Origin of the sequence: Desulfolithobacter dissulfuricans (genome assembly GCF_025998535.1) — a bacterium.
Taxonomy (GTDB): Bacteria; Desulfobacterota; Desulfobulbia; order Desulfobulbales; family Desulfobulbaceae; genus Desulfolithobacter; species Desulfolithobacter dissulfuricans.
Genome location: NZ_AP024233.1, coordinates 2,081,683 through 2,095,220, shown reverse-complemented (window position 1 = coordinate 2,095,220; position 13,538 = coordinate 2,081,683). Strand labels below are relative to the sequence as shown.

The following is a 13,538-nucleotide window of genomic DNA, read 5'->3' as shown; positions in this document are numbered from 1 at the left end:
AACAGGGTATGACAGGAAGAGGCAACATGCGACTTATTCTGGCCATCACCGGAGCCACCGGCATGCTCTACGTGGTCGAGTTTGCCAGGCTTCTCGGGGAGCTGGGCGTGGAGGTGCACGGGATTGTCTCCGAGGCCGGCCGCAAGGTGCTCGAGCTGGAGCAGGGGATGGCGCCGGAAGAGCTTGCCGGGGTTGACCGCTGGTATTCGATCAAGGATTTCACCGCTCCCATGGCCTCCGGCTCCAGTCCCTACCAGGCCATGGTGATCCTGCCGTGTACCGCCGGCACCCTGGGAGCCATTGCCGGTGGCTATTCGGGAAACCTCATCCACCGGGCCGCGGACGTCACCCTCAAGGAACGCCGGCCGCTGCTGCTCTGTTTCCGGGAAACCCCGCTGAACCGCACCCATATCCGCAACATGCTGACACTCCATGATGCCGGGGCGACCATCTGCCCGCTCATGCCCTCGTTTTACCAGAAGCCGGATGATTTCCAGGCCATGGCCCTCCATTTCGGCGGCCGGCTCTGCGATCAGCTCGGCATCGCCGTACCCGGTCTGTCGCGCTGGGAAGGTGCGGACTGAAAGTCGGATCTCTGCGGCGGGACGTTGACGGACCGGTCCTGCTGTGAACGGGTGAACAACATGTTGCCCGAATCATGAATTCAAACTGCCAGACGTTGATCCATGCTGGAAAAAATAAAAATTCTCCTTGAGATGATCAAGTTCAAGCACACGGTGTTCGCCATGCCGTTTGCGCTGATCGGGGCCTTTCTGGCAGCGGACGGTGTGCCGCGGTTCCGGATCTTTTTCTGGGTTGTGGTGGCCATGGTCGGGGCCCGTACCTGCGCCATGACCTTTAACCGGATCGCTGATCGTCATTTTGACGCGGCCAATCCCAGGACCGCCGCCCGGGCCCTGCCTGCCGGCGAGGTTACCCTGGGCCAGTCGTGGGCCATGATGCTCTTTTCGGGGGCGCTCTTCTTCTTTGCCTGCTACATGCTCAACACCACGGCCTTTATGATCGCGCCCTTTGCCCTGGCCCTGACCCTGATCTATTCTCTGACCAAGCGTTTTACCTGGCTCTGTCACGTGGTGCTGGGGCTGGCGCTGGCCTTTTCACCGCTGGGCGGCTGGGTGGCGGTACGGGCCACCCTGGAGGGCTACCCCTGGGTCCTGTCCCTTGGAGTGCTGTTCTGGGTCGCCGGCTTCGATACCATCTATGCCTGCCTGGACGCCGAATTCGACCGCAAGGCCGGACTCTACTCCATGCCGGCCTTTTTCGGCCGCCGGCGGGCCTTCAGGCTGGCGGTTTTTTTCCACGTTCTGGCCTTTATCCTGTTCACCCTCACCGGCTACCAGATGGGGTTGGGGCTGGTCTATTACATCGGTATTGTCCTCACAGGCGGCGCGCTTTTTTACCAGCATATCGTGGTCAACCCCCGGGATCTTTCCCGGATCCAGGTCTCTTTTTTCTCCATGAACGGGTTCATTGCCCTGACCCTGTTCGTCGCCACCTGGCTTTCCCTTGCGCTTGGCAATTGAGCCATACCTGTTGCTGCTGCTCCTGTGGGGGCTGCTGCTGCCGGGCGCTGGCCGGGCCGAAGACGGGGCGCTGCCGATCCGGCCCGACACCGCGGCCATTGTCTTTTCCGGCCAGGAGTCCATGCACTACGAGATCTCCTGGAGCGGCGGCATCAAGATCGGCGATCTCTATATTTCCGCGGAGCCCGATAAACGGCAACAGGACTGCTTTGCCATCCGGGCCCGGGTGAGCGATTACGGTCTGTTCCGGCTCTTCTATCCAGTGGATGACAGCTTTGTTACCTATGTCTGCGGACCGGACAGGCTGCCGCAGCGCTACGAGGTTCTTCAGAGGGAGGGCCGCGGCCGGGAGACCAGGCGGTTGACCCTCTATGACCAGGAAAAGGGTCGGGTTCTCTATCGTCGCAACGATGAAAAGGTGCAGGAGTTCCAGGTCAGTGGACCGGTCTACAACGAGTTTTCCGCCTTTGTCATCACCCGGACTCTGGCCTTTCGCCCCGGAACCAGGGTGGTGGTGCCCACCTTTGCCGATAAAAAGAGGAATCCGGTGGAGGTGGTCCTGGAGGGGCGTGAGCAGCGCCGGACCATTTTCGGGCCCAGGCAGACCCTCAGGTTCCTGCCCCGGCTCACCTTCAAGGGGCTTTATGACAAGGAAGGAGATACGGTAATCTGGCTCACCGACGATGTCTGCCGGATTCCGGTCTTTATCCGTTCCCGGATCCGGATCGGATCGCTGAGCGCCAGCCTGGTGGAATACTCCAATCCTGCCTGCCCCGAGGCCCGGGTCGTGGTGCAGGGCCCGCGGATCGAGGGGGATTGATCTTCACCCGGTTTTTTAGCTCCGCTCCACCATCGGCCGCGGGCAGGGGATAAAAAAAGAAGAAAAAAATGTGATTACCACTGAAATTCAGCCACCGATGGATGAAGATGTCGGCCTTACTTGTTTCACGGGTGTCTGTGGCCTGGATGGCCACAGTCAAGCCCCCAGGGACGGGTTTATGGCGTCCCGTGAAACAAGTGAGGTCGACATCGGTTTCAATGCCAAAGATTGATGGTAATCAGAAAAAAAGAAAAAAGCCGCTGCCAGAAACTGGCAGCGGCCGCTGTATCTGCTGCAGTCGGTATCTCAGACCCCGTTAACCGACCTTGACTTCGATCTTTCGGGGCTGAGCCGGCGCGGTTTTGGGCAGGACGACCTTCAGGAGGCCGTCGGACATGGAGGCTTCTATTTTATCCTGATCAATGGTTTCCGCCACGGTGAAACGGCGGAGGTAGTGGCCGGTCTCGTACTCTTGCAGCAGGATACGGACATTGCCCATGTTTTCAGGCTCCTTGGTACCCTTGATGGTCAGGACATCATCCTCCAGCGAGATGTCGACCCCGTCTCTGGGGACTCCCGGCATCTCGGCGATCACGGTGACATCTTTGTCGGTCTCAAATATATCCACTGCCGGGACAAAGTATTTTTCCGGTTTGGTGGTTTCCCCGGCGTGTTGCACTTCCTGCTTCTGCTGGATGGTCAGTTCATTCTCTCCCATGGCGTACCTCCTGTATACCAGAGAATCAACCGGGAACCTGCCGGCTCCAGGCTGTATTTTTCCTTTCCGTACTGCGTCAGCTCATGAAAGCGGATCAAGTAGTGTTTCCCTTATTCGGTGACCACGCTGATCTTCCTTGGCCGAACTTCAGGCGCCTTGCTGAGCGTCACAGTGAGAATACCGTTTTTCAGCGTTGCGGAAATGGAATCCGGGTCAATCTTGGTCGGCAGGGTGATGGCCCGGCTGAAACTGCCGGTGGCGATTTCACGCCGGTGGTAGGAGATCTTCTCCTCTTCCGGCCGCAGATCCCGTTTACCCTGCAGGGTCAATGTATCGCCTTCCAGGGAGATATCGATATCCTCTGCCTTGAACCCGGGCAGCTCGGCCTTGATGATAAGGTGTTCCTCATCTTCAAAGATATTGAGCGGCGGATACACCGTGGGGTTTATGGGGCGATTGACAGCGCCGCTTAAAAAACTGCGGGAAATTTCATCAAGGCCCTGACGGATACGCTCAAACTCCGCCCAGGGATTCCTGAACTGCGGTTGATCTGCAAAACGTATCAGTGCCATGATTCTTCCTCCTTTCAGTGGTTGTAATCCAGTGGGTATACGAGGTCTTTTTTTGTGTTTACCTCGCTGATATTTCACCCTTTTTCGCCTGAAACGATAATCCTCAAAAAGGGGTTGTCAAGGGGAGGGGAAACAGTTTTTTGACTATTCGCAAACTCGAGAATCGTGTACAATAGCTCCCGGTTAGCGTAAACAGTCCTGGAACCACCCCGTGATGGTGGCAGGATACTTCTCTATCAGGAATACAAGGGGCACATCATGGCTGACGCCGTTATTACCACTGACTTTTCCAATCTGAATCTGTTGCACCGGGGCAAGGTCCGGGACATGTATGAAATCCCCGGTCACGGGGACAAGCTCCTGATGGTCGCCACCGACCGCATCTCCGCCTATGACGTGGTCATGGACGACCCGATTCCGGGCAAGGGCAGGGTGCTGACCCAGCTCTCCCTGTTCTGGTTCGATCTCCTGGGCGATATCGTCGACAATCACTTGATTTCCGCCGAGGTCGACGAGTACCCTGAGATCTGCCACCAGTACCGGGACCAGCTGGAAGGCCGGTCCATGCTGGTACGCCGGACAAAGGTCCTGCCCATTGAATGCATTGTCCGCGGCTATCTGTCAGGCTCTTTCTGGAAAGCCTATCAGAAGGACACCACGGTCTGTGGCTTCAAGCTGCCCGAAGGTATGCGGGAGTCCGACAAGTTTGAGACGCCGCTTTTCACTCCTTCCACCAAGGCCGAGCAGGGACTGCATGATGAAAATATCTCCACCCGGCAGATGGAGGAGATCATCGGACCGGAACTGGCGCAGAAGGTCGCGGATATCAGTATCCGGCTCTATGAAAAGGCAGCCGATTATGCCCGTACAAAGGGCATTATCATCGCAGACACCAAGTTTGAGATGGGTCAGGACGAGAACGGCAGCCTGATTCTCATCGACGAGGTACTCACGCCGGATTCATCCCGGTTCTGGCCCGCGGATCAGTACGAACCGGGCAGGAGTCAGCCAAGTTTTGATAAACAGTTTCTGCGCGATTATCTTTCTTCGCTTGACTGGAACAAACAGCCTCCGCCTCCGCCCCTGCCCCAGGAAATTCTGGATAAAACCAGGGCCCGCTACGAGGAAGCCCTGGCCCGCATTACCGGTTGATTGACAGGACCAATGTGGTTACCGGCAACACTGCGGTTGCATGGGGCTGGAGGATGGAAAACAGGAGCTGCAGAAGCTGTGGTGCGAATGCGCTGACTCCATGAAAATCTTACTCGTTGAAGATGATGCCCGCACTGCGGACTTTATCGTGACAGGTCTTGCGGCCGAGGGCTTTACTGTCCGTCATGCCGCAGACGGGTCCACGGGGATGGATCTGGGCAGGGAGGAGCAATTTGACGCTGCTGTCATTGACATCATGCTGCCCGGTCTCGACGGGCTCAGTGTGGTGGAACGGCTGCGTGCCTCTGGTTCGACCATGCCTGTACTTTTTCTGAGTGCCCGTAAGACTGTGGAAGACCGGCTAAAGGGGTTCAAGGCCGGCGGAGATGATTATCTGGTCAAACCGTTTTCCTTTGCCGAACTCGTTGCCCGTCTTCGTGCTCTTTTACGCCGCAGCAGGCCGGCGCAGGAGACAAACCTGCTGGCAGTGGCTGATCTTGAGGTAGACCTTCTGGCCCACAAAGTGCGCCGGGCAGGTCAGGAAATTAATCTGCAACAGCGCGAATTTGCTCTCCTTGCGTATCTTCTTCATAATCGGGGCAGGGTCGTTTCCAAGATGATGATTCTTGAACATGTCTGGGGGTATGATTTTGACCCGCAAACCAATGTGGTTGAGGCCTGTGTCTGCCGCCTGCGTGATAAGATCGATCAGGATGCTGCCCACCGGCTGATTCGCACAGTTCGGGGAGTGGGCTATGTTCTTGATGAAACCAGGCCGTAGTCACTCAGTGGTGCAATACCTCCGGTTCCCTGTCTTTTTTTCTTCTGCCGCTGGTTAGTATGTTCCGCACGGTTACCCAGCGTTTTACCCTCTGCTATACCCTGCTTTTCGGGTGTTGTCCCTGGCAGCCTTTCTCCTTGTCTACACCCAGATAGCCAACAGTTTGAGAGACCGGACCGAGGCGCGTCTCCATGCCAAGATACGTGAATTTGCCCAGACCAGAAAAGACAGGGGCCTGGCAGGCCTGCAGGAAGAGTTTGCCCTGGAGGCCGAGGCCACGGGCAGGGAAAGGGTCTTTTACCGCCTGCTGGATCCGGACGGTAAGCAGGTGGCGGCTTCCGACCTCACTGGCTGGCAGGGGCTGGACACCTTTGTTCCGGTTGTTCCTGAAACAGGAGAAGAACTCAAACGGCTGCAGCTGCCGGGACGTCAGTTTTCGGTGAAAATCATCACTGCCCGCCTCGACGATGGCTTCCTGCTCCAGACAGGCCTTGCCCTGGATGATAATGATCGGGTTCTGGAAACCTGCCGGGAGACCTTTTCCACAGCCTTCCTGCTCATCCTTGGTGCCGGCGGTATTGGCGCCTGGCTTATCGCGCGAAAAGCCATGGGCGGGGTGCGCCAGGTGACCGAGGCCGCTGCCCGTATTGCGCGGGGCGATCTAGATCAGCCCATCCAGAGCGGTAACAGGGGCGAGGAGATCGAGGCCCTGGCCGCGATGTTCAACACCATGCAGGAACAAATCGCCTCTCTCATCGGTGAGCTGAGAATGGTCATTAATAATGTGGCCCATGACCTGCGCCTGCCCATTACCCGCATACGGGGCGTGGCCGAGACTACCCTGACCAGAGATTCGGATACGGTTGCCTACCAGGACATGGCGGTCACCGTTATTGAAGAAAGTGACCGACTTGTGGGCCAGATCAACACCATCCTCGAACTGGCCGAGATAGATGCCGGGGTAACCGAACTACCTATGGATGATATCGATCTTGCTCAAGTTGTCGGTCTTGCAGCGGATCTGTACCAGCCGGCAGCAGAAGAAAACGGTATCCAGCTCATCCTGCATGCACCCTCGGAAACCATTACAGTTTCCGGCAACCTGCACGCTCTGCAACGATTGCTGGCAAACCTGCTCGATAATGCCATTAAATTTACTCCTGCCGGCGGAAAGATTACAATTTCTCTCACAACAGAGGCCGATAAAGCCCTGTTGTCTGTCTCTGACAGCGGTCCAGGTATCAGCAGTGGGGACCTTGAGAGGATTTTTGACCGTTTTTATCGTGCAGACACCAGCCGTTCCACCCCGGGCAACGGTCTTGGTCTGGCCCTGGTCAAAACGATAGTCAAGGCCCATCATGGTACAATAACCGTCAGGAGTCAGGCCGGTGCTGGCAGCTGTTTTGTGGTAACGCTGCCACGAAACAACTGAAAAATTGGCGATAACCATTTTCGAAACCGGCTCTGAATGTACGTTTGACCTGCCCGTTTCCTTGCCACTGCAGCTGTCCCGGCTGCCCCTCCCGTGCACGAACCGTGCGGGACCAGCCAGACTTTTCTTCTTCTTTTGTCCCGATCTTCATCAAGCCTTCATGTGGGGTGATTACATTGGCAGGTAAGTAAAACAGCACATCACAAAGATGACTGTGCTGTACCTGCTCATTTGACATGTCAGGGCTACTAACAAAATCCTATCTGATTACCATCAATCTTCAGCATTGAAACCGGTGTCGACCTCGTGTGCCAGGCGAAGCTCTGGCGAACCTGGTGGCTGCGATGCCACCCGCGGTAATTGCCTGTTCACCGCGAAATCGCCGACCCGGCGTGTAGGGGTAACCCGAATCGTCAAGCAGGGTCGGAAAAGGCCGTAAGGTCAGATAGAGTATAGGCCGTAACATCTGTGAACTCGATTCGGCCTCGTTACACATTTGGCGGCGGCGACCCTCCGAGGTCATGGGGAAGCCAGTCATTGACGCGATGAGACAACAGGAGCGTTGCGTTGGGCCGCCCGGGGTGTTTGGAGATGGCATGTACTCAAGGGAGCGCCAGGGAACCTGGGAGACCCGGCGGGACGGGCAGGGCAGCAGATAGCCCGAGTCCAAACGCTGGAGGGGAATGCATAACCCTCTGTGCGGTCCCGGCCGGGAGTCGGACCTGCCCATAGTAGTGTTGAAGCGGGGTAACTCCCGTGGAGCGAAGGGGCAGGACTTTGATCGTGTTTCTGACAATGGAGGAAGTCCCGCTTGGAGTACACATGTTTGTCTCCCACTACGGATAAACGGGCAGGGCAGGAGTTCGGCCTGAGCCCGAAAGTCTCCCTCTTGCGAAAGAAACTGGGCCACAAGGCCAAGCAGGAACCGGAGTTCCGATTCTATGCCCTGTACGACCGGGTGTATCGCCTGGATGTACTGCAAAGTGCCTGGAACCGGGTTTACGCCAATCGAGGCGCTGCCGGGGTGGATGGAGTAAGCCTTGCGTCCATCAAGGAGAGTTCGGAAGGTGTAGCAGGCCTGCTGCAAACAATACAGCAGGAATTGAAGGGTAAGACCTACCGGCCCATGCCGGTAAAACGGGTCTATATCCCAAAGGCGAATGGAAAGATGCGTCCGCTGGGTATCCCGACCGTCAAGGATCGGGTTGTACAGATGGCGGTCCTGTTGATCCTGGAGCCGATTTTCGAGGCAGACTTTGAGGACTGCTCGTACGGATTCCGCCCGGGCCTTAAGGCCCATGATGCTCTCGCCGCGATTCGGCAGGCGCTCAAGGCGGGATTTACTGAAGTCCTGGATGCGGATCTGAGCAGCTACTTTGACACGATTGACCATGGCAAACTGATGCAATGCCTGGAGCGTCGAATAGCTGACCGATCCGTTTTGAAGCTGATCAGGATGTGGTTGAAAAGCGATATCGTTGAAGAGGATGGGCAGGGCGGTCGCAAGATCACTCGCTCCCGCAAGGGTACGCCACAGGGTGGAGTCATCTCGCCTCTGCTGGCCAACATCTTTCTCCATGAATTCGACCAACGCTTTCACAGCTCGGAAGGTCCCCGCAATTTTGCCAACGCAAGGCTGGTACGATATGCCGACGACTGGGTTATCATGGCTCGGTACATCGGACCTCGCATTCACGCCTTTGTTGACAAGACGCTGGGGGAACTCGACCTGATCCTGAATCGGAACAAGACAACCATAGTTAACTTGAAAGATCCCGGCAGTAGTTTTGATTTCCTTGGATTTACGTTCCGCTTTGATCGCAGTCTGTACGGAGCGGGCCGGTACCTGAACATTGTCCCTTCTGCCAAGAGCTTGAAACGGGCGCGAGAAAGGATACATGCTCTGACGATTCGCAGGATTCAAAAGCCGGTAGAAGAAGTAATTGACCACGTCAATCGATTTCTGATTGGCTGGGGCAACTACTTTTCCTTCGGATACCCGAAGGTATCGTTCAAGACGCTTGACTGGTACGTGCAGACCCGGTTCAGTCGCTTTATGAGGACACGGAGTCACCGGCACTGCCGGCACCTTGATGGAGCGTCGTTGTACAGGGCGCTCATGTCTAAGGGGCTGGTCTATCTGCATAAAAGAGCCGTCAACTCCCTGTGAATGCCTTGAGGCGAGAGATCATCGGAGAGCCGGATGCGGTAAAACCGCACGTCCGGTTCGACGAGGGGGCGCTGTCCGCAATGAGACCTCCTCTGATATGTAGTAGCCGCGTGCGGCAGGGCATAGTCGTTGAAGATCATTGTTGACAGCGCTCTACTCTACACCCGTTTCACGGGACGCCATAAACCCGTCCCTGGGGGCTTGACTGTGGCCATCCAGGCCACAGACACCCGTGAAACAAGTGAGGCCGACACCTTCATCCATCGAAGGCTGAATTTCAGTGGTAATCACAAAACCCTATGGAGGTAAACATCATGAAGATGAAGAAAAAAATAATAGCTGGTTGTGTTGTCGGCGCAGCATTGGCAGGTTGTCAATGGCCAAGTATATTGACCCACATAAGGCCAACAATTTTGACCCATTTCGAGGCTGAAACGGCAGCCGTTTGGCTGTATCCTCTCTCCTTTTCCCAACCATACAAACCGGGAGGAGGCAACCTTGAAGGGGTGGAACATGATACACAAAATCAAAGCGTTACATAGCAATGGGTCGGGGATGTCCATCCGTGGCATTGCGCGACGGCTGGGGATCTCCCGCAACACGGTCCGGAAGTACCTGGCCATGTCCGAAGAGGAGATCCAGGCCCGGCAGAGCAACCGTGAGAGGCGCAAGCTCCTCGATCCCCACCGGGCCTACATCCGGCATCTCATGGAGTCGTTTCCCGGCTTGAGCGCGGTGAAGATCCACCGCAAACTTAAGGAGAAACACCCTGACCTGCCGGTGTCGATCCGGACGGTGCGAAGATACGTGGCCCGGCTCAAGCAGACCTCCACGCTCAAGCAGGAGCGCTATTACGAGCCGGTTCTGGACATGGTCCCCGGGGTCCAATGCCAGGTGGACCCCGGGGAGTTGCGGGGAGTCCTGGTGGCCTGCCAGCCGACGACCGTCTACTTCGTGGTCTTTGTCCTCTCCTATTCGAGGCTGATGTACGTGGGGCTTTCTCCCCGGCCTATCGACACCGGCACGTTCATCCGCATGCACGACGCAGCGTTTCGGTACTTCGGCGGTCGGCCCGAGGAGTGCGTCTACGACCAGACCAGGCTGGTGGTGATCAAGGAACGCTACCGGGAGCTGACCCTCAACGAGCAGTTCCATGGCTATGCCACCGTAGCCGGTTTCCGGATCCGGGCCTGCGAGGGATACGACCCCGAGAGCAAGGGCAAGGTGGAAGCCGGGGTCCGGTACGTAAAGGGTAATGGACTGGCCGGGGAGCATTTCGACTCCTGGGCCGACCTGGAAGCCTATATGGCCGAATGGCTCGACGCCACGGCCAACGCCAGAAAGCACGGCAGCACTGGCGAGTCACCGCGGCAGCGCTACGAGCGGGACGAACGGCGCCACATGCGGCCCTACCTCACCCCGAGCATCGACTTCACCCCCGCCTGCCGGGAGACCCGCAAGGCGGACAAGACCGGGCTCGTCTCCTGGAAGAGCAACCGTTACTCGGTGCCCATGCGTTACCAGCGCGCCACGGTGGGGGTGCGCGAGGAGCAGGACTTCCTGGTGTTCCTGGACCTGGAGACCGGCGAGGAGATCACGCGGCACGCCCTGTGTCACGGCCGGGGCCAGGTGATCAAGAAGAAGTCCCACTACCGGGACAAGGCCCGGCGGATCGCCGACTGCGAGGCGGAGATCCAGCGCCGCCTGGGCGACGACGGCATCCGCATGAGCGCCCTGCTCAAGAAGGGCGCGCCGGACATCTACAAGGACCAGCTGACCGGCCTGATCCGCCTGCTGGACCGCCACGGGATCCCGGCCCCCCTGCTGGCGCATCTCCTCGACCAGCCGCGCCTGACCACCTCCCGCATCGAGGACTACCTGGAGGCGTACCGGAAGCGCCCGGACCTGCTCGACGAACTGCGGACAGGCCAGGAGCCCCGGGAGCGGCCGGCAGCCGCGGCCGACAGCGCCACCAGGGCCATGCTGCGCCCATACGCCGCTATCTGCGAGACAGGGGAGGTGAGCGATGCCGTCCATTGAGACCACCGTTGCCAAGTTCCGCGGCCTGCGCTGTACCAGCATCGCCGCCGGCCTCCCGGACCTGCTCGCCGCCGCCGAGACCAACGAGGTCTCATACCTGGAGTTCGCCGACATGCTGGTGGAGCACGAGCGCCGGCAGCGCAACCACAAGCGCATCCTCCGCAACCGCAAGGCGGCGGGCTTCCCCACAATCAAGCGGCTGGAGGAGTTCGACTACAGATACCAGACCACCATCACCAAGCGCCAGGTCAACGCCCTGCTCGATTTCTCCTTCATCGACAACCGCGAGAACCTGATCTTCATCGGCCCCCCGGGCGTGGGCAAGACCCACCTGGCCATCGGCATCGGCCACAAGGCCGTCGAGGCCGGCTACAAGGTCCTCTTCACCCGGGCCGCCGAACTGGTGGAGTCGCTCGACCTGGCCCTGGCCAAGGGCGAGCTCAAGGCCAGGATAACGGCCCTGGCCAAGAACGACCTCCTGATCATCGACGAGCTCGGCTACCTGCCCATGAACAAAACCGCGCTCTACAACCTCTTCCAACTCGTCAACAGCCTGTACGAGTACCGCTCCATCGTCGTCACCACCAACAAGGAGTTCACCGCCTGGGGCGACTTCTTCCACGACGACAACGTGGCGGTGCCCATCATCGACCGCCTGGTCCACCACTCCCGCGTCTTCATGCTCGGCGGCGAGAGCTACAGGCTGCGCCAGAAGCTGACAGGGTGACCGCCATGCAGGAGCGTCACGACAACGCATATCGCCTCCGTGGTCTCGACCTGGAACTCTCCCAGCCCGCTCTCCTTGCGGGCACCGGACAGGCTCTTGGCCAGGGGCCTCGGGTGGGTCAATTTTTTTGTCCGGGTGGGTCAATTTTGTCGTCCGGTAGTGGGTCAGTTTTTTTGGCTATTGACAGCAGGTATGCTTTATACCGGTTTTTCCATTGCCGGAGACGCGGATACCGAGGTCCAAAACGGTACCATCCGAATTCAGCAGGACGAGTCCGAGTATCCATCTCTGGCCGTGATCACCATGGAACAGGCTAAAAATATCGCTCTGGCAACAGTGCAGGGGCAGGTGTTGAAGATGGAACTTGAAAATGAAAACGGATTTCTGGTCTATGGCGTTGAAGTGGTGACACCGGAAAAGACCATCATTGATGTCAAAATTGACGCCGGTTCCGGAGAGGTCCTGCTCATGGAAACCGATACTGTTGATTATGACCATGGAGGTTACCGGGAGCAGGACGATAACGAACACCGGGACGGGGGGCGTGAAGATGACGACCGCGATTAACTCTGGCAAATAACGCTTTGTTTCTCCGGCGGGTAATAATTTTCCGCCGGAGAGTGCAGGGACAGGTCATTTCCCGGGGGCGCGGAAAGAGGCGTATTGCAAAGCAGGTCATAGCAGCCGCCGGTACCGGTTATGGATCCGCAGCAATGGCGGAGCCTGTTGCCGGCTCGGTTAAGCGAAAAAATCAGCCAGGATTACCAAATGATAATGTTTGGATAATCTTTTGGTAAGGTTCATGGTGTAGAGTATTTTCGTACAGTGCAAAAGGATCAGTTGGAATCAGACAATACGGATACGTACCCATGGATGACGGATTAAATATTCAACTCTTTAACTGGCTGCATGCCGGGGCCGGCAATCGACCGGTCCCGGATTTTCTTTCCGTGATCGGTGCCGAGATTACCCCGTATCTGGTTATCGTTTGCATGGCAGTCTTCTGGTTCAGCACGGACCGGCAGGGAAAGCGGGTACTGCTTGAGGGAGCCGCCGTGGTGACTCTCGGGCTGCTTCTCAACCAGCTTATCACAGTGTTTTACTACCATCCCCGGCCATATATGCTGCATCTCTGCCAGCCATTGATTCCCCATGCACCGGAAACCTCGTTCCCAAGTGATCACGCCACTCTTCTTTTCGGAGCTTCTTTTGCGCTTCTGTTTCGGCGGGGGTGGTGGAAACAGGGGCTTCTCTTTCTTATCCTTGCTGTCATCGGATCCTGGGGTCGTATTTATACGGGCCTCCATTTCCCCTTTGACATCATGGGATCTTTGGTGGTGGCTCTGCTTTGCACTGTCCTGATCGCGTTGCTGCGGGAGGTTCTGACACCACTGTACGACCGGCTCATTCGCATAATTTCCCTGATTGAGTCCGCGCTGCCCATCAAAAAAACAAAAAATAATTTTAAGGAGAAGCTGAAATGATTACTCCGGGGCAGTTATTCTCGGGATTGTTCCGAGATAAAACAGAGTTCTGATACACGCCACACAGCTATTCCCGGTGAAGGGCATTCTGAGCCATG

Annotated in this window: 15 protein-coding genes; 12 read left to right on the top strand and 3 right to left on the bottom strand. The window is 57.4% G+C overall.

Going from position 1 to position 13,538, the window contains the following annotated elements:
• Positions 1 to 26 precede the first annotated feature (26 nt).
• The 3 genes from GF1_RS09290 (at position 27) to GF1_RS09280 (ending at position 2,364) form a co-directional block, all read left to right on the top strand.
• On the top strand, positions 27 to 584 hold the full coding sequence (locus tag GF1_RS09290) for a UbiX family flavin prenyltransferase (protein ID WP_267926256.1): 558 nt from the start codon (positions 27 to 29) through the stop codon (positions 582 to 584).
• A gap of 102 nt (positions 585 to 686) precedes the next feature.
• Positions 687 to 1,544, top strand: coding sequence for a UbiA-like polyprenyltransferase (locus tag GF1_RS09285; protein ID WP_267926255.1), 858 nt, complete (start codon positions 687 to 689; stop codon positions 1,542 to 1,544).
• Positions 1,545 to 1,554: 10 nt separating this feature from the next.
• Positions 1,555 to 2,364: a DUF3108 domain-containing protein gene (locus GF1_RS09280; protein WP_267926254.1), complete on the top strand. Its 810-nt coding sequence runs from the start codon at positions 1,555 to 1,557 to the stop codon at positions 2,362 to 2,364.
• Positions 2,365 to 2,680: 316 nt separating this feature from the next.
• Here GF1_RS09280 and GF1_RS09275 read toward each other — a convergent pair whose 3' ends face one another.
• Positions 2,681 to 3,082, bottom strand: coding sequence for an Hsp20/alpha crystallin family protein (locus tag GF1_RS09275; RefSeq protein WP_267926253.1), 402 nt, complete (start codon positions 3,080 to 3,082; stop codon positions 2,681 to 2,683).
• Between the two features lie 110 nt (positions 3,083 to 3,192).
• Positions 3,193 to 3,654 (bottom strand): Hsp20/alpha crystallin family protein, encoded by a 462-nt coding sequence (locus GF1_RS09270; RefSeq protein ID WP_267926252.1) that lies wholly within the window; start codon positions 3,652 to 3,654, stop codon positions 3,193 to 3,195.
• Between the two features lie 258 nt (positions 3,655 to 3,912).
• On the opposite strand from GF1_RS09270, the gene GF1_RS09265 reads away from it, so the two are divergent.
• The 7 genes from GF1_RS09265 to istB all read left to right on the top strand — a co-directional run bounded on the left by GF1_RS09265 (position 3,913) and on the right by istB (position 11,956).
• On the top strand, positions 3,913 to 4,806 hold the full coding sequence (locus GF1_RS09265; RefSeq protein WP_267926251.1) for a phosphoribosylaminoimidazolesuccinocarboxamide synthase: 894 nt from the start codon (positions 3,913 to 3,915) through the stop codon (positions 4,804 to 4,806).
• Between the two features lie 100 nt (positions 4,807 to 4,906).
• A complete protein-coding gene (locus tag GF1_RS09260) occupies positions 4,907 to 5,587 on the top strand; it encodes a response regulator transcription factor (RefSeq protein ID WP_267926250.1) in 681 nt (226 codons plus the stop codon).
• Between the two features lie 112 nt (positions 5,588 to 5,699).
• Positions 5,700 to 7,019 (top strand): sensor histidine kinase, encoded by a 1,320-nt coding sequence (locus GF1_RS09255; protein WP_267926249.1) that lies wholly within the window; start codon positions 5,700 to 5,702, stop codon positions 7,017 to 7,019.
• A gap of 826 nt (positions 7,020 to 7,845) precedes the next feature.
• The gene (ltrA, locus tag GF1_RS09250) at positions 7,846 to 9,189 is read left to right on the top strand and encodes a group II intron reverse transcriptase/maturase (RefSeq protein ID WP_267926248.1); all 1,344 of its coding nucleotides are present in this window, start codon (positions 7,846 to 7,848) and stop codon (positions 9,187 to 9,189) included.
• A 314-nt stretch (positions 9,190 to 9,503) separates the two neighbouring features.
• The gene (locus tag GF1_RS09245) at positions 9,504 to 9,731 is read left to right on the top strand and encodes a hypothetical protein (RefSeq protein WP_267926247.1); all 228 of its coding nucleotides are present in this window, start codon (positions 9,504 to 9,506) and stop codon (positions 9,729 to 9,731) included.
• 13 nt (positions 9,732 to 9,744) lie between these two features.
• A complete protein-coding gene (istA, locus tag GF1_RS09240; protein WP_267926246.1) occupies positions 9,745 to 11,229 on the top strand; it encodes an IS21 family transposase in 1,485 nt (494 codons plus the stop codon).
• A complete protein-coding gene (gene istB / locus GF1_RS09235) occupies positions 11,216 to 11,956 on the top strand; it encodes an IS21-like element helper ATPase IstB (protein WP_267926245.1) in 741 nt (246 codons plus the stop codon). Before istA ends, istB begins: the two co-directional genes overlap by 14 nt.
• Here istB and GF1_RS09230 read toward each other — a convergent pair.
• Positions 11,926 to 12,078 (bottom strand): hypothetical protein, encoded by a 153-nt coding sequence (locus GF1_RS09230; RefSeq protein ID WP_267926244.1) that lies wholly within the window; start codon positions 12,076 to 12,078, stop codon positions 11,926 to 11,928. The genes istB and GF1_RS09230 overlap by 31 nt on opposite strands.
• A gap of 70 nt (positions 12,079 to 12,148) precedes the next feature.
• On the opposite strand from GF1_RS09230, the gene GF1_RS09225 reads away from it, so the two are divergent.
• Both GF1_RS09225 and GF1_RS09220 read left to right on the top strand, forming a co-directional pair.
• On the top strand, positions 12,149 to 12,523 hold the full coding sequence (locus GF1_RS09225; RefSeq protein WP_267926243.1) for a PepSY domain-containing protein: 375 nt from the start codon (positions 12,149 to 12,151) through the stop codon (positions 12,521 to 12,523).
• Between the two features lie 302 nt (positions 12,524 to 12,825).
• On the top strand, positions 12,826 to 13,440 hold the full coding sequence (locus GF1_RS09220; protein WP_267926242.1) for an undecaprenyl-diphosphatase: 615 nt from the start codon (positions 12,826 to 12,828) through the stop codon (positions 13,438 to 13,440).
• Positions 13,441 to 13,538: the final 98 nt, after the last annotated feature.